The sequence below is a fragment of the Streptomyces sp. NPDC058401 genome, assembly GCF_042722885.1.
Lineage (GTDB): Bacteria > Actinomycetota > Actinomycetes > Streptomycetales > Streptomycetaceae > Streptomyces.
This window is the reverse complement of the sequence record NZ_JBHXKA010000099.1, coordinates 15,612-31,333: the sequence shown is the minus strand read 5'-3', so window position 1 is coordinate 31,333 and position 15,722 is coordinate 15,612. Positions and strand designations below refer to the sequence as shown.

Genomic DNA, 15,722 nt, shown 5'->3' with positions numbered 1-15,722 from the left:
GGTCGCCACCCTGCGCGAAGTCGCGGTCCGGCGCGGGGACTTCGCCTTCGGACCGGCGAGCCTGCAGATCGACTGGGCCGACCGGGTCGCCATCACCGGTGCCAACGGGGCCGGAAAGTCCACCCTGTTGGCCGTGCTGCTGGGCCGGCTGGCGCCGGACTCCGGCTCCGCGAACCTCGGCTCGGGCGTGCTGGTCGGCGAAGTGGACCAGGCCCGAGGGCTGTTCCTCGGAGAGGAGCCGCTCATCGATGCCTTCTGCGCCGCCGTGCCCGACACCGAACCGGCCGAAGTCCGCACCCTGCTGGCCAAGTTCGGCCTGAAGGCGGCGCACGTGACCCGCCCGGCGGCCACCCTCTCCCCCGGCGAGCGCACCCGGGCCGCCCTGGCGCTGCTCCAGGGGCGCGGGGTGAACCTGCTGGTGCTGGACGAGCCGACGAACCACCTCGACCTGCCCGCGATCGAGCAGCTGGAGTCCGCGCTCGAGGCCTACGAGGGCACGCTGCTGCTGGTCACCCACGACCGCAGGATGCTCGAAGCGGTCCAGGTGAACCGCCGGCTGCACGTCGCGGACGGCAAGGTCACCGAGGTCTAGACCGGAGCCCGCCCAAGATGCCGACCCGCCGGAGCGCGACTAGCGTTTGTGGGTGAGAGCCGCAACCGCGGAGCAGGCCCCCATGGCCGGCGTTCCACGCCGCCAGGGTAGGCGGGCACGTGCTTCCGCATTTTCGGCGGCCCTGTATCCGATTCCGTGGCGCGTCCTCGTACGTGGCCCGCGGTTCCGTCCTCCATGCCTCGGAGAGGTTCCAGGAGGGTGGGAGGAAAGGGAAATTCTCATGTCTGCACTGAGAGCGAAGCGCCTCTTCGCGATCTCCGCCGCCGGTCTTCTGATGGCAGGCGGAGCCGCGCTCGGCACGGCGGGTACCGCCTCGGCGGCGACCCCCGCCCAGCACGTGAGCTACGTCGCCGGTGGCTGGGACCACGACGACGACAACAACAACGGCTGGCACCACGGCGGCTGGTGGGACGACGATGACGACTACGGCTACGGCGGTTACGGAGGTTACAACCACGGCGACTGCTGACCCGCCCTCCAACCCGGACGTGCGCGACCCCGCCACGGGGCCGCGCACCGGGCTGCCGCGGCGCCCGCGTCAGCTCCCGTCGGGCCGGTCCGCCGGGGCGCGCCGCTTGCGGGCCATCTTCCGGGCCACGAAGGCCCGCGGGAGGTGGCGGACCGCCACGGCGTACGCCCGGTAGTGCCGGCCCGTGATGCTCACCGGGCGGCGCCGGGCCAGGTCCTTCAGCGCCTTGGCCACCACGTCGGCCGGCTCCAGCCACACCGCGTCGCGCAGGGCGGTGACGTCCATACCGGCGCGCTCCTGGAACTCGGTGCGGGTGAATCCCGGCACCACCGCCAGCACGCGGACCCCGTACGGCTCCATGTCCACCCGCAGCGATTCGCTGAAGGCCGTGATCCAGGCCTTCGCGGCTCCGTAGGTCCCGGTCGGCAGCAGTCCGGCCACAGAGGAGACGTTGAGCACCGCGCCGCGGCGGCGTTCGCGCAGGCCCGGGAGGACCGCGTGGGTGAGCCGGAGCGGCACCTTGACCAGCAGGTCGAGCATCCGCTCCTCGTCCGCGACCGGGTTGTACGGGAACGGCGCGGGCAGACCGAAGCCGGCGTTGTTGACCAGGATGTCGACGGGCCGGGCCGGGTCGGCGAGCCGCTCGGCGACGGCTGCGAGGGCGTCCGCGTCGAGCAGGTCGGCTGGGAACACCTCGCAGACGGAGCCGAATTCCCGGGCGAGGTCCGCGGCGACGGCTTCGAGGCGGGCCTTGTCGCGGGCGACGAGGACGAGGTCGCAGCCCTTGGCGGCGAAGCCGCGGGCGAAGGCCGCGCCCAGTCCGGCGCTGGCCCCTGTGATGAGTACGGTGGTGGTCAAGAGACGTTCACTTCCTGGCTGTCGGGCATGGTGCATGTCTCACGCGGTGAAACCGGCCGTGGCCGGTGAGGCGTAGGCCTGGGCCACGTCCACGAGGAAGCGGGCCTCGCCGTCCAGGTCCCCTCCCCCGGCCGAGGTCTGGAGGGCCGCGGGCAGCTCCAAGGCGTTCTCGTCGGACCGCTGTTGCGGGATCCCGGCCAGCTTCGCCTGCCGCGCCTCCTTCAGTACGCAGGCCAGCGCGGCCGCACTGGCCCGCTGTTCGGGCACTCCGCTGCCGGCCACGTGGCTGCGCGCGAGCTCGGGCACGCCGGGGGCGACGTACTCTCCCAGGATCAGGATGGCGTCGCGGGTCTCGATGACCTTGCGGTAGACGAGCAGGTTGCGCGGTACCGGCGGCCACAGCAGTTCCAGCACCCGGCCGCCGCGCGGCTCGTTGAGGGCGACGTGCGGGACCGCGTGCACCAGGTCGCGCCAGAGAGGCCAGAGCCGCCAGGCGGTGGCGGTGTCGGCGGCCGTGCGGCGGAAGGTGAACAGCGTCGGTACGAGGATCGCGGCGGCGCGCAGCAGTCCGTGCACGTTCATCAGCAGCGGGTTCGCGGGCATCGCCCAGGTGAATCCGAACAGCGCCTTGAGCAGGTACACGAACCAGAACACCCCGGCGAGCGCGGTGCCGAGGCCGAAGAGCAGCAGTCCGGCGGCGAGGCCCCGGCTCTCGGCGCGGCGGCTGTAGCGCCAGCAGACGTACACGCAGACGGTGTTGGCGATCAGGTGGGCGGAGATCAGCACCAGCCAGTACGCGAGGGAGGGCACCGGGTCGCCCACGGGCGGAATGGTGTGCGTGCCGTGGGCGGGTGCGGCCGCGTCCAGGAGGACCAGGACCGTCAGCCAGAGGACCGTACCGGCGCCGGAGGCGATCTGGAGTCTGCGGCCCCGGGTGGCGGCGGCCACGAAGTAGAGCACGGCACCGGCCGAGAGGACGCCGATGAGGTTGCGCACGAGCCCGATGGTGTGCGCGTACTCCGGGTCGCGGCCCATGGCGTAGGCGACGACCTCGGGCAGGTTCAGGGTCATCGCGGCCGCGGCGGTGGCCACGGCGAGCCACAGGCCCCGCTGGTGCGGGGCGCGCAGGGCGCCGGGCGCGCGGAGCAGGACGGCTATCCACAGACACACGACACTGGGGACGGCGAGCCCGTCGCCGAAGGCGATCAGATCAGAGGCCACGGTGGACGGCCCCCCGTCCGCGCCGCTCGTAGCCCATCGCGGACTCCAGCCGGGCGAGGGTGTCACGGCCCTCGGCGCCGTGGCCGAGGGGCGGCCCGCTGGTTCCGGTGCGGATGCGGATCATGCTGGCGAGCATCTCCGCCTCCCGCTCCTGGCGGGTGGTGTAGTTGGTGCGCCCGAGCACGGTGGGAACGTACCCGTCCGCCCCGCCGGCGCCCGGGGCGTCCTCGGAGGGGGCTTCCAGGGAATGGTGCCCGAAGAGGATGTGGCCGATCTCGTGGAGCACGATGTGCTCCCGGTGCAGCGGGGTGGTCTGGGCCTCGTAGAACACGTAGTCCACGTCGGCGGTGCCGACCCACAGTCCGCACACGCCGGACTCCGCCGCCTCCTTGGGCAGCGGGTGGAGCCGGATGGGGCGACCCCGCTGCTCGGCGATCCGCTCGCACAGTCCGTCGAGCGAGAAGGGGTGTCTCAGGTCAAGACGGCCGAGAATCGCCTCGCACCGCTTGCGCAGACTGGGCTGAGGGTGGCGCATGTGTTCCCTCTTCGGACCCTTTCTCGGGCAACGATGGTAGGTGTGCGTGGGCTGGGGCATGACGTCCTTAGCCTTCAAGGCGACCTCGGGAGTGCGGTCCTGAGGAGAAAAACGGAAGCCCGCTCGCCGAAAGACGAACGGGCGTTCCGTCATCCCTACAGATCATCCGGATGGGTTGGCAAGGTATGTCCCCATGTCGGGTGCCTATTCAGCCAATCCGGCACGCACTGTCACGAAGGGGCTAGCGCTTGCGGCCGCCCCGCTCGTCGGGGCCGCTGAGCCCCGCGCGGCGCAGGGCGTCGGCCATCGCGCTGTTGGCGGGGGCCGGAGCGCCACCGCCGCCCTGCCGCTGACCGCCGCCGCCCTGACCGGGCTGGCTTCCCTGACCGCCCTGGCGACGGCCCTTGCCGCCGTCGCGGGAACCGCCCTGACCGCCCTGCCCGCGCTGGCCGCCGCCTTGGCCGCGCTCGCCGCCGCCCTGACCGCCCTGGCCGCCCTGGCCGCCGCCCGCCGGGCCGCGCTGCTGCGGGGGCCGGCCGCCGCCGCGCCGCTCGCCCCGCTCCTCGCGCTGCCTCGGCGCACCGCCGCCGTCGGCGCCGCCGCGCTCCGTCTCGTCCTCCAGGCGCAGCGTCAGCGAGATCCGCTTGCGCGGGATGTCCACGTCCATGACCTTGACCCGGACGATGTCGCCCGGCTTCACCACGTCGCGCGGGTCCTTGACGAAGGTCTTCGACAGCGCCGAGACGTGCGCCAGCCCGTCCTGGTGGACGCCGATGTCGATGAAGGCACCGAAGGCGGCCACATTGGTGACCACGCCCTCCAGGATCATGCCGGGGGCCAGGTCGCCGATCTTCTCGACGCCCTCCTTGAAGGTCGCCGTCTTGAACGCGGGCCGCGGGTCCCGGCCCGGCTTCTCCAGCTCGCGCAGGATGTCCGTGACCGTCGGCAGGCCGAAGGCCTCGGTGACGAACTGCTCCGGCCGCAGCGAGCGCAGCACACCGCTGTTGCCGATCAGGGCCGCCACCTCGCTGCCCGCCGTCTTGCCCATGGTGCGGACCACCGGGTAGGCCTCGGGGTGCACGCTGGAGGAGTCCAGCGGGTCGTCCCCGTCGCGGATCCGCAGGAAGCCCGCGCACTGCTCGTACGCCTTCGGGCCCAGCCGGGCCACGTCCTTGAGACCCTTGCGGTTGCGGAAGGGGCCGTTGGCGTCGCGGTGCGCCACGATGTTCTCGGCGAGTCCGCCACTGATGCCCGACACCCGCGAAAGCAGCGGCGCGGAGGCGGTGTTGACGTCGACGCCGACGCCGTTCACGCAGTCCTCGACCACGGCGTCGAGGGAACGCGAGAGCTTCACCTCGGACAGGTCGTGCTGGTACTGGCCGACACCGATCGACTTCGGGTCGATCTTCACCAGTTCGGCGAGCGGGTCCTGAAGGCGCCGGGCGATGGAGACCGCGCCGCGCAACGACACGTCCATGTCGGGGAGTTCCTGCGAGGCGAAGGCGGAGGCCGAGTACACGGAGGCGCCGGCCTCCGAGACCATCACCTTGGTGAGCTTCAGCTCGGGGTGGCGGGCGATGAGGTCCGCGGCGAGCTTGTCGGTCTCCCGGGAGGCGGTGCCGTTGCCGATGGCGACGAGGTCGACCGCGTGCTCCTTGGCGAGGCGGGCCAGCTTGGCGAGGGCGTCGTCCCACTTGTTGGCGGGCACGTGCGGGTAGATCACCTCGGTGGCGACCACCTTGCCGGTGGCGTCCACGACGGCCACCTTCACCCCGGTGCGGAAGCCCGGGTCCAGGCCGAGCGTGGCGCGGGTGCCGGCGGGGGCGGCGAGCAGCAGGTCGCGCAGGTTGGACGCGAAGACCCGTACCGCCTCGTCCTCGGCGGCGGCGCGCAGCCTGGAGCGCAGGTCGATCCCGAGGTGCACCTGGATCTTGGTGCGCCAGGCCCAGCGGACGGTGTCGGCGAGCCACTTGTCGCCGGGGCGGCCGCGGTCGTTGATCCCGAAGCGCCGCGCGACCATGCCCTCGTACGTGGAGGGCCCGGGCGTTTCGCCGGGCTCCTCCGGCTCCAGGGTGAGGTCGAGCACGTCCTCCTTCTCCCCGCGGAGCAGGGCGAGCACGCGGTGCGAGGGGAGGGCGGTGAAGGGCTCGGTGAAGTCGAAGTAGTCGGCGAACTTGGCGCCCGCCTCCTCCTTGCCCTCGCGGACCTTCGCGGCGAGCCGGCCGCGGCCCCACATGCGCTCGCGCAGTTCGCCGATGAGGTCGGCGTCCTCGCCGAACTTCTCGGTGAGGATGGCGCGGGCGCCCTCCAGGGCGGCGGCCGGGTCGGCCACGCCCTTGTCCGCGTCCACGAACGCGGCTGCCGCCACGGCCGGTTCCGCCGACGGGTCGGCCAGCAGCCCCTCGGCGAGCGGCGCGAGGCCGGCCTCGCGGGCGATCTGCGCCTTGGTGCGGCGCTTGGTCTTGAAGGGGAGGTAGATGTCCTCCAGCCGGGCCTTGGTGTCGGCCGCGTTGATCCGGGCCTCCAGCTCGGCGTCGAGCTTGCCCTGCTCCCGTACGGAGTCGAGGATCGCCGCGCGCCGGTCCTCCAGCTCGCGCAGGTAGCGCAGCCGTTCCTCCAGGGTGCGCAGCTGGGCGTCGTCGAGCATCTCGGTCGCTTCCTTGCGGTAGCGCGCGATGAACGGCACGGTCGAGCCGCCGTCGAGCAGCTCGACGGCGGACTTGACCTGCCGCTCCCGTACGCCGAGCTCCTCGGCGATCCTGCCTTCGATGGACATCGTCACTGTGCGGTCCCGCCTGCCTTCGTACGTGTGCGTTCTGCTGGTCCGTGCCGCGTGCTTGCGTGCTGCGTCGGAAGGCTGCCAATTGTGGCAGGTGGCGGCGGCGGACGTCGGGAACCGGGCCCGGCCGGGGTCTCAGGCCTTGCCCATGAGGTCCCCGGGGAAGGCCCCGGCGACGAAGGCCTGCACGGTGAGACCGCCGCCGATCTCCGCGAGCCGGGCCACTCCGGCCGCGCCGAGGTGCTCGTACGGGGCCTCGTCCAGGCGGTCGGTCTCCGTCTCCAGTGCTTCGCGCAGCGCCGCGCCCTCGGGCGTGAGCTCGCCGTCGGCGTCGAGCAGTCCGCGCTCGCGGAGCCGGTCCGCGGCCGCGTCCAGGTCGGACTGGTCCCAGCCGCGGATGTACTTGAGGTACTTCGGGGTCATGCCGTGGCCGCTGGCGGTGTGGCTGACCAGGGCCTCGACCGGGTCCAGGCCGACGGTGAGCAGGGCGGCCAGGTGCCCGTCGCCGCGGTGCTCGCGCAGCAGGGTGGTGGCGTGCCACAGCCTGAGGTGCGGTTCCTCGGGGACGGGGAGGTCCGCGTGGGCCGAGTAGAGGGTACGGGCGTGCCGGGTACAGGCCTCGGCCGCGCGCATCGCCAGCCCGGCGGCCTCGGTGATCTCGGGGGAGGCGACCGTCTCCTCACCGAGGAGCCGGCGCAGGGTGGCGTCCACGGCCCGCAGCCGGGCGGCGAGGACCTGCGTGGGGGTGGCGGTGTCCCAGACGGCGGGCAGGTGCCGGGCGACGAGGTCGTGGCGGTAGTTGTAGAAGGTGGACGTCACCGTGCCCGCGCCGACCGCGCCCATGGCGGCGGAACGGGAGGCGAGGTTGACGGCGTTTCGGTCGGTGATCCCGAGGGCGGCGAACTCCTTGCCGAGGTCGGGCGAGAAGTAGACGGTCGAGTGGAGGGGGTTGATCGCCCCGTGCCAACAGCTGCGGGCGGCGTGCGCAGGAAGGGTCATGCGCGCAGGCTAACGACTGCTTGGTATGGAGAGAAGGGCGGTGGTCCACGGTCCGCTTCCGGTCCGTTTCCGATCCGCCTCCGGTCCGCTTCCGGCCGGAAACGCGGCTGCCCCCTCTTCACGCCGGTCGGTCCGGGGAAGAGGGGGCGGGGCCGCGGTGTGCCGCTACTTCAGCTCGGCTCCGGTGGCGACGACCACCCCGTAGAGCTCGGTGACCGTGGCGAGGGCCGCCTGGTGGATCTGCTGCGCCGTCAGGGCGCCCGCCGGGCTCTCCAGCGCCCGCGTCGCCGAGGCGTCGGCGACGACGGTCGGGGCGTAGCCGTGCAGGAAGGCGCCCTCGGTGGTGAACAGGGTGCACATGTTGGTCATGAACCCGGCGATGATCAGGTTCTTGCGGCCGGTGGCTTCGATGATCTCGTGGAGATCGGTCCCGTGGAAGCCGTTCGGGACGGACTTGGTGACGACGGCCTCGCCGGCCCGCGGGGCAACGGAGGCGTGGAGGGTTCCCGGCTCGGTGTCGACGCCGTAGCCGCCGTCACGGATGTGGACGACGGGGGTGCCGGCCTCGCGGGCCCGGGCGAGGAGCCGGGAGGCGGATTCCAGCGCGGGTTCCCAGCCGTCGAGCTCCATGACGCCGCCGGTGTAGGTGTTCTGGTAGTCGACCAGGACCAGGACCGCGTTCTCGAAGGTCGCGGGGGTCTCGTCGAAGCCGTTGAGCTGACGCAGGGTGGTCGTAGCCATAAGGGTGCCGTTCTCACGAGGGTGCGGTGGGGTTGCGGCCGGCGCGGGGCCGCATCGGCAACGCTAGGACGCCGTCCGCGCGCGGGCAATGACGGCCGGACCGCAGATCCGGACATCGATCCGTGCAGGCCGGGGGCGGTGCGCGGGGCGCCGGTGCGGGCCGGACCGGGTGCGTTCCACACGGGCGTTTTTCAGACGCGTGGCGATCGTGTGACAGGAGGGGCCATGGACATGACGTGGGGTCCCGGGCGTGAATACGGTCGAACGGAAGCCACTCCCCTACCCATTTGGAGTTCAAGGTGCACCGCAAAGTCATCGCTCCGAGCGTGCTCGCCGCCTCCCTTCTGCTGGTGATCCCGGCGTCGGCGGCGAGTTCCGTTCCGGGCGCACCGGGTATCGGCGATCCCTACTACCCGGCCAGCGGCAACGGCGGGTACGAGGTCTCCCACTACGACCTGCGCCTCCAGTACCAGCCGAAGACGGACCTGCTGGAGGGCACCGCCACCCTGCTCACCACCGCCAAGCAGGACCTGTCCCGCTTCAACCTCGACTTCGGTCTGGACGTCAGCGAGATCCGGGTCAACGGGGTCAAGGCGAAGTTCGCCAAGTCGGGCGTTTCGGAGCTGGAGATCACCCCGGCCTCCCCGCTCCAGCGCGGCAAGCAGTCGAGCGTGGTCGTCAAGTACGCGGGCAAGCCCTCGGAGTTCAAGGTCGACGGCTGGTCGGCCTGGCAGCGCACCCCGGACGGCGGCGTCGCCGCGCAGGAACCCGATTCGGCCGCCTGGTGGTTCCCGAGCAACGACCACCCGCTCGACAAGGCCACCTTCGACGTGTCGGTGAACGTGCCCGACGGCACCCAGGCCATCAGCAACGGCGTGCTGCAGTCGCAGAGTTCGCGCCTGGGCTGGACCCGGTACAACTGGCGCTCGAACAAGCCGCAGGCCACGTACCTCGCCACCCTGGCCATCGGCAAGTTCGACATCACCACCGACAAGACGGCGAGCGGGCTGCCGATCCTGAACGCCTACAGCCAGGACCTCGGCGACAACGCGGGGGCGGCGCGCGCCAGCATCGAGCGGACCGGCGAGGTCGCGGAGTGGCTGGAGGGGGTCTTCGGGCCGTACCCCTTCAACGCGCTCGGCGGGTACGTGCCGAACGTGCCCAGCGGGTTCGCGCTGGAGACGCAGACCCGGCCGTTCTACAGCCCCAAGCAGTTCGCGAACGGTGCGAACGTGTCCGTGGTCGTGCACGAGCTGGCCCACCAGTGGTACGGGGACAGCGTCTCCGTCGACGGCTGGAAGGACATCTGGGTCAACGAGGGCTTCGCCCGCTACAGCCAGTGGCTGTGGTCGGAGAAGGAGGGCGAGGGCACCGCGCAGGAGCTCGCCGACTGGGCGTACGCGCAGCGGCCGGCCGAGGACCCGTTCTGGCAGGTCAAGCCGGGTGACCCGGGCCCGGAGAACCAGTTCCACGGGGCCGTCTACGACCGCGGCGCGATCGCCATCCAGGCGCTGCGCAACAAGGTCGGCGACGAGAAGTTCTTCCAGATCCTGAAGGGCTGGCCGACCGAGCGCGCCTACGGCAACGCCAAGGTCGGCGACTTCGTCCGCTACGCGGAGAAGATCTCGAACCAGCCGCTCGCGCAGCTCTTCGAGACCTGGCTCTACACCCCGGGCAAGCCGGCCGCCACGGCGCTGAACACGCTGAGGAAGCTCCCGGCCGCGGCTCCGGGCACCGGCACCCTCCGGGCACCGGCCACCAAGCCGGCGGCCGAGCCGAAGTCCTGGAAGAAGATCGCCGCGACCAACACGGTCCACGCCGGCCACTGATCCACGGCTCTACGCGGCTCCGCGCGCCGTCGCCCCCCGGGAGGCGGCGGCGCGTTGCCGTGCCCGGGCGGCGCGGGCGATCGGAAGGTAGCGCAGGCGCTCCGGCAGGAGCGGTACGAGCAGGCGCAGGGCCGTGCTGAACCGGCGCAGGCGGCGTTCCTGGGCCGGGGTCCACTCCAGACCGAGGGCGGCGCGGGCCTCGGGCGGCATGTAGCCGGCGGTGACGAAGGCCCGGAAGTGCAGGAAGGCGGCCCGCAGGACGGGCCAGGTCAGCCGCAGCAGGATCCGGACCGGCAGCGGGCCGCCGGCGGGGCGGGGCAGGGGCGTGTCGGTGGCGAGGAGTTCGCGGGCGACCTTGGTGGGCTCGATCTCCTCGGCCAGCATGCGGTGGTAGTACGGCCAGTACTCCTCGATGCTCTGCGGCATGTCCCGGTCGTGCAGACCGAGGATGCGGCCGACCTGGAGCCACTCGCGGTAGAGCTGGCGCTCCTGCGCCGGGGTGAAGGGGCGCAGCAGGTAGCGCCCGGCGTAGAGGTAGACCGGGAAGCCGGTGGCGTGCACCCAGGCGTAGCAGGCCGGGTCGAGGGAGTGGTAGCGGCGCCCCCGGGTGTCGGTGCCCTGGATCTCCTTGTGCAGGCGGCGCACCCGGCGCCCTTCGGCGGCGGCGTCGGCCCCGCCGTACACCCACAGCTGGACGGAGCGCAGGGAGCGCTCGCCGCGGCCCCAGGGGTCGGTGCGGAAGACGGAGTGCTCGTCGACCCCGGCGCCGATGGCGGGGTGGGCGACCTGCAGGGTGAAGGCGGCGGGCAGCATGAGCAGCGCGCGGACGTCTCCGGCGATGGTCCAGAGCACTCCCCCGGGCGGCGGGGGCTCCGGGTCGCTTCGCTTCGTGCCCATCCGTGTCCCCCAGGGTGTCGAGCTGACCTGCCGTTCTCCCAGTATGCAGGGGGTCCGGCGGCTTCCGCCGGGCCCTGTGGACGGTGCAGCCCGCGGCCATGGACCCGGCCCCGTCGGCCGTGCCGGAGTCCCCGGCCCCGCGGCTGCGGGCCGGTGCGCGGGCTGCGGGAACACCGAAGAAGTAGCACTGCGTCCAGAAACCCGTGTCACAGGTGTTACCGCGAAGTAACCCTGGCTGCTTGGATGGCGGAGCCGATCTTCCCCCACAGGAACGAGGGAACCTCCATGCCCCAGATCCAGCCCCGCAGGGCCCGCGCGACCGCCGCGGCCGTCGCCGCGATCGCCGTCGGATCGCTCGTCGCGACCACGGCTCCGGCCGCCACCGCGGCCGAGGGCGCGGCCGCGCCGCGGCTCAGCGTCCTGTCGTACAACACGTTCCTGATGAGCAAGAGCCTGTACCCCAATTGGGGCCAGGACCACCGGGCGGCCGAGATCCCCAAGGCCTCCTGGTACCAGGGGCACGACGTGGTCGTCCTCCAGGAGGCCTTCGACAACGGCGCCTCCGACGCGCTGAAGGCCAACTCGGCCGCGCAGTACCCGTACCAGACCCCCGTCGTGGGCCGCAGCAAGAGCGGCTGGGACGCCACGGGCGGCGCCTATTCCTCCACCACCCCGGAGGACGGCGGCGTCACGATCCTCAGCAAGTGGCCGATCGTGCGCAAGGAGCAGGTGGTCTACAAGGACGCCTGCGGCGCCGACTGGTGGTCCAACAAGGGCTTCGCCTACGCCGTGCTGAACGTGAACGGCACCAAGGTCCACGTGGTCGGCACGCACGCCCAGTCCACCGACCCGGGCTGCGGCGCGGGCGAGGCGGCGGAGATGCGCGCCCGCCAGTTCCGGAACATCGACGCGTTCCTGGACGGCAAGAACATCCCGGCGGGCGAACAGGTCATCGTGGCGGGCGACATGAACGTGGACTCGCGCACCCCGGAGCTCGCCGCCATGCTGGCCAACGCCGACCTGGCGGCCTCCGACACCCGCACGGGCCACACGTACTCCTTCGACACCGCGCTGAACTCCATCGCGAACTACCGCTACCCGACCGACCCGCGCGAGGACCTGGACTACGTGCTCTACCGCAAGGGCAACGCCCGCCCGGCGAACTGGGAGAACAACGTCGTGAAGGAGCAGTCGGCGCCCTGGACGGTCTCCAGCTGGGGCACCTCCTACACCTACACCAACCTCTCGGACCACTACCCGCTGATCGGCCGCTGACCCGCCGCCCATCCGCCACACCGAAAGGGGGTGCCCGCCGCGATCCGGCGGGCACCCCCTTTCAGGCCGTCAGGCCGTCAGGCCTCAGCCATTCGCCTTCGCCCGCTCCCACTCGCTGGCGTAGTCGTTGAAGATCGCCCGCAGGTGGTGGCCGATCTTCAGGTAGTCCAGGTCGTCGAGGTTGGCCAGCGAGACGCGCACCGACCACTGGGGGCCGTCGAAGCCGCCGCCGTTGAGGAGGACCACCGAGGTCTGCTCGGCGAGCCGGAACAGCGGGTCGACGGGCTCGTAGTTCTTCTCCAGGAAGTCCGCGAAGTCCTTGCCGTGGACCCGTTCCGCCTCGGCCAGCAGGTCGAGCTCGATGTAGTACCCGGCCCGCTTGTCGTCCTCGGAGATCTTCATCTGGGCGCCCTCCAGGAGGAGGTCGAGCCTGCGGTGGACGATCTGCCGGATGCGCTCCTTGTACGCCTGGCCCTCGTCCAGCATGTCGAAGAGCGAGAAGAGGGTCATCATCACCTGCTGCGGCAGCGAGAGGCCGGCCGTGTGGTTGAGGGCCACCGACCGGGAGTCCGCGACCAGCCGGTCGATGAAGCGGATCTTCTCCGGTTCCAGGGTGAGGGTGCCGTACCGCTTGGCGAGGCGGTCCTTCTGGTCCTGGGGGAAGGCCGCGATCATCGCGTCGATGACGTTGTCGTCGTGCAGCCCGATGACGCCGAGCCGCCAGCCGGTGCAGCCGTAGTGCTTGGAGTACGAGTACACGAGCAGGGTGTTGCGCGGCAGGTCGGCGGCGATCGAGCGGAAGCCGGGCACGAAGGTGCCGTACACGTCGTCCGTGACGATCAGCAGGTTCGGGTTGCTGGTGGCGACGATGTCCTTGATCTGGTTCGCCACCCGGTCGCTCAGCGCGAGCGAGGGCGGGTTGGACGGGTTGACCAGGCAGACGAGCTTCACGGAGGGGTCGGCCAGCTTGGCGACCTCCTCCTCCGGGTAGCGCCACTGGCGCACGCCGGTCTCGGCGAAGAGGCTCGCGGCGACGTTGACCACCTCGAACTCGAAGGTGTCGAGCTCGGGGATCTCGATGTACGGGGTGAACACCGGGGTCATCAGGGCGATCTTGTCGCCCTTCTTCAGGACCCCGTTCTTCATCAGGGAGTCGAAGATGTAGCACATGGCGGCGGTGCCGCCCTCGGTCGCGAACAGCGACAGGTTGTTGCCCTCCGGCGGCTTCTTGTCGAACATCTCGTCGGCGACGTAGCCGCGGACGATGTGCTCCGCGTGGGTCAGCATCCGGTCCGGGACCGGGTAGTTGTCGCCCGTGATGGCGTCGGTCAGCTCGTGCACGAAGGCGTCCTTGTCGAACGCCCACCGCGACAGCGCGAGCTGGACGCAGGCGGACAGCATCTCCACGCCCGGCAGGTCCGGGTGGCGCCGAACCCAGGACTCGAACCGCTCGCCGATGCCCTTCTTCTCGGGCATCCCGCCGAGGTTGTCGGCGGTCCACACCCGGCGGGACTCCTCCAGGGCGAAGTAGCCCAGGGCGTAGAAGGCCTCGCGCGGACCGGTGGCGATCCAGTTCGGGTTGCCGCGGCCCGCGTTGAGCATGGCGCGCGCGGTGGTGTCCTTCTGGCCCGGCTTGTCGGCCTGGGCGGCCGTGGCGAGCTGAATGAACTTGTCCTTCAGCTCGAAGGGGCTGAGCTGCGCGAAGGACTGGATCTCCTCGCGGCTGAAGGTGGTCTCCGGCACGGTGGCTTCCTTTACTTCGAGGTCGACAAGGCTTCGTTCAGTGGTTGAGGAGGACGATCACGGCGCCCCAGATGGTCAGCAGCACGTTGCTGACCGCGTAGGGGATCGTGTAACCGAGCGTCGGCACCTGGGATTTGGACTCCTCGTTGACGGCGCCGATCGCCGCCGTGGTGGTCTGGCCGCCCGCGAGGACGCCCATGAGGATCGGGAAGCGGATCTTCTGGATGTGATGGCCCACGAGGAAGCCCACCAGCAGTGGGATCAGCGTGATGACCGCGCCCCAGAGCAGCAGACCCCAGCCGGCGGAGGCCAGTCCGGTGGTGAAGCTGGGCCCGGCGTTGAGGCCGACGACCGCGACGAAGAGGCACAGGCCGAGGGTGTCCATGAACCACTGGGCCCCGGGCGGAACGTTGCCGTACGTCGGGTACCTGCCGCGGATCCAGCCGAAGACCAGTCCCATGATCAGCGCACCGCCCGAGGTGGACAGCGAGATCGGGACCCCGCCGGCGGTGAGGGCCGGGATGCCGAGGCAGCCGCCGAGGAAGATGCCGAGGCCGACCCAGATCATGTCGGTCGCGAAACTGGTCGGGACCGGCTTGCCGATGGCCCGCCCGGCCGGGTCCACCAGGCGCTTGGGACCGGAGAGGATCAGGGTGTCGCCGCGCTCCAGCTGGGTGGAGAGCCGGTAGGGGAACTCCGAACCGGACCGGAAGACCTTCTCGATGTAGACGCCGACCATGAAGGGCTCGGCCCGCAGCTCCGCGATGGTCTTGCCCAGCTGCGCCTTCTCGGAGGCGACGACGTGCAGGGTCTCCGTCTGGTAGCCGAGGAGTTCGACGTCGTCGGTCTCGGGGCCGATGTGGGTGCGGGCGTCGAATTCGACGAGGGATCCGCGCAGGGCGCTGACGGCGACGACGTCGCCCTCCATCAGAACGGTCTGCTGGGTGTGATCGATGATCGCACCGTCCCTGCGGATCCGGGTGAGGTAGATCCGCTGGCCCAGCGCCTTCTGCTGCTGCTCGAAGTCGTCGATGGTCCGGCCCACGAGGTCCGGCCGCTGGATGGTGTACGCCCGCAGGACGACCTCGTAGTAGCCCTCGTGCAGGTCGGGGTTGTCGCTGGGTGCGTCGAGCTCCTTGGCGAGCTGGGCGCTCTCGGCGGCCAGGTTCCGGCGGTAGAGCCGGGGCAGCACGTTGGCCAGGAGCAGCGCGCAGAGGATGGTGCCGAGCGGATAGGTGACGGCGTAGCCGACCGCGACGAGGTTCTGCTGCTCGGTGATCTCGGACGGGCTCAGTCCGGGGAGGTTGCCGATCGCGTCCTGGGCGACGCCGATGACCGCGGACTGGGTGAGCGCGCCGCCGAGCAGGCCGGCGCTGAGCCCGGGACCGTAGCCGAGCATCACGGCGAAGCCCCAGGAGACCAGCAGGCCGGTGACGCAGACGATCACCGCGTTGAGGACCTGCGGCAGGCCGTCCTTCTTCAGACCCCGGAAGAACTGCGGGCCGACCTTGTAGCCGAGGGCGAAGAGGAACATCGTGAAGAAGAGGTTCTTCACGGTCCCGTCGATGGTGATCTTGAACTGGGCGCCGAAGATCAGGCCCATGATGAGGCAGCCGGTGACCGCACCCAGCCCGATGGCCTTCCATCTCAGTTTGCCGACGAGGAAGCCGAAGGCGACGGTGATGAAGACCAGGAGTTCGGGGTGCGGTTTGAAGATGTTCCGGACAAGAAAGTCGATCATGCTGGTAACCCGTCCTGGTGAG

13 protein-coding genes are annotated in these 15,722 nt (G+C 71.1%); 4 read left to right on the top strand and 9 right to left on the bottom strand.

Going from position 1 to position 15,722, the window contains the following annotated elements; genetic code table 11:
• Both ACFWNV_RS28970 and ACFWNV_RS28965 read left to right on the top strand, forming a co-directional pair.
• Positions 1–592: ATP-binding cassette domain-containing protein (locus ACFWNV_RS28970; RefSeq protein WP_383952724.1), on the top strand; the 592-nt coding region annotated here is incomplete at its 5' end.
• 241 nt (positions 593–833) lie between these two features.
• Entirely contained in the window at positions 834–1,082 is a 249-nt protein-coding gene (locus ACFWNV_RS28965) for a hypothetical protein (protein ID WP_383952722.1), read from the top strand.
• Between the two features lie 69 nt (positions 1,083–1,151).
• On the opposite strand, the gene ACFWNV_RS28960 is transcribed toward ACFWNV_RS28965, so the two are convergent.
• The 6 genes from ACFWNV_RS28960 to ACFWNV_RS28935 form a co-directional block, all read right to left on the bottom strand.
• Positions 1,152–1,940 carry an SDR family NAD(P)-dependent oxidoreductase gene (locus ACFWNV_RS28960; RefSeq protein WP_383952720.1) on the bottom strand — a complete coding sequence of 263 codons (789 nt, stop codon included), beginning with the start codon at positions 1,938–1,940 and terminating at the stop codon, positions 1,152–1,154.
• A 39-nt stretch (positions 1,941–1,979) separates the two neighbouring features.
• Positions 1,980–3,161, bottom strand: a complete 1,182-nt coding sequence (locus tag ACFWNV_RS28955; RefSeq protein WP_383952718.1) for an MAB_1171c family putative transporter — start codon at positions 3,159–3,161, stop codon at positions 1,980–1,982.
• Entirely contained in the window at positions 3,151–3,696 is a 546-nt protein-coding gene (locus ACFWNV_RS28950) for a hypothetical protein (RefSeq protein ID WP_383952716.1), read from the bottom strand. Before ACFWNV_RS28950 ends, ACFWNV_RS28955 begins: the two co-directional genes overlap by 11 nt.
• Positions 3,697–3,937: 241 nt before the next feature.
• Positions 3,938–6,478, bottom strand: a complete 2,541-nt coding sequence (locus tag ACFWNV_RS28945; protein ID WP_383952714.1) for a Tex family protein — start codon at positions 6,476–6,478, stop codon at positions 3,938–3,940.
• Between the two features lie 132 nt (positions 6,479–6,610).
• A complete protein-coding gene (locus ACFWNV_RS28940) occupies positions 6,611–7,474 on the bottom strand; it encodes a hypothetical protein (protein ID WP_383952712.1) in 864 nt (287 codons plus the stop codon).
• A 165-nt stretch (positions 7,475–7,639) separates the two neighbouring features.
• On the bottom strand, positions 7,640–8,215 hold the full coding sequence (locus ACFWNV_RS28935) for a cysteine hydrolase family protein (RefSeq protein WP_383952710.1): 576 nt from the start codon (positions 8,213–8,215) through the stop codon (positions 7,640–7,642).
• 299 nt (positions 8,216–8,514) lie between these two features.
• Between ACFWNV_RS28935 and ACFWNV_RS28930 the strand changes: the two genes are divergently transcribed.
• A complete protein-coding gene (locus ACFWNV_RS28930; protein ID WP_383952708.1) occupies positions 8,515–10,044 on the top strand; it encodes a M1 family metallopeptidase in 1,530 nt (509 codons plus the stop codon).
• 9 nt (positions 10,045–10,053) lie between these two features.
• Here ACFWNV_RS28930 and ACFWNV_RS28925 read toward each other — a convergent pair whose 3' ends face one another.
• A complete protein-coding gene (locus ACFWNV_RS28925; protein WP_383952706.1) occupies positions 10,054–10,941 on the bottom strand; it encodes an oxygenase MpaB family protein in 888 nt (295 codons plus the stop codon).
• Between the two features lie 285 nt (positions 10,942–11,226).
• Here ACFWNV_RS28925 and sph point away from each other — a divergent pair, with 285 nt between their 5' ends.
• Complete coding sequence (gene sph / locus ACFWNV_RS28920) at positions 11,227–12,216, top strand: sphingomyelin phosphodiesterase (RefSeq protein ID WP_383952704.1); 990 nt, start codon at positions 11,227–11,229, stop codon at positions 12,214–12,216.
• Between the two features lie 84 nt (positions 12,217–12,300).
• On the opposite strand, the gene ACFWNV_RS28915 is transcribed toward sph, so the two are convergent.
• Both ACFWNV_RS28915 and aspT read right to left on the bottom strand, forming a co-directional pair.
• Positions 12,301–13,959 carry a bifunctional aspartate transaminase/aspartate 4-decarboxylase gene (locus ACFWNV_RS28915; protein WP_383952702.1) on the bottom strand — a complete coding sequence of 553 codons (1,659 nt, stop codon included), beginning with the start codon at positions 13,957–13,959 and terminating at the stop codon, positions 12,301–12,303.
• 37 nt (positions 13,960–13,996) lie between these two features.
• Positions 13,997–15,700, bottom strand: coding sequence for an aspartate-alanine antiporter (gene aspT, locus ACFWNV_RS28910; protein WP_383952700.1), 1,704 nt, complete (start codon positions 15,698–15,700; stop codon positions 13,997–13,999).
• Positions 15,701–15,722 lie beyond the last annotated feature (22 nt).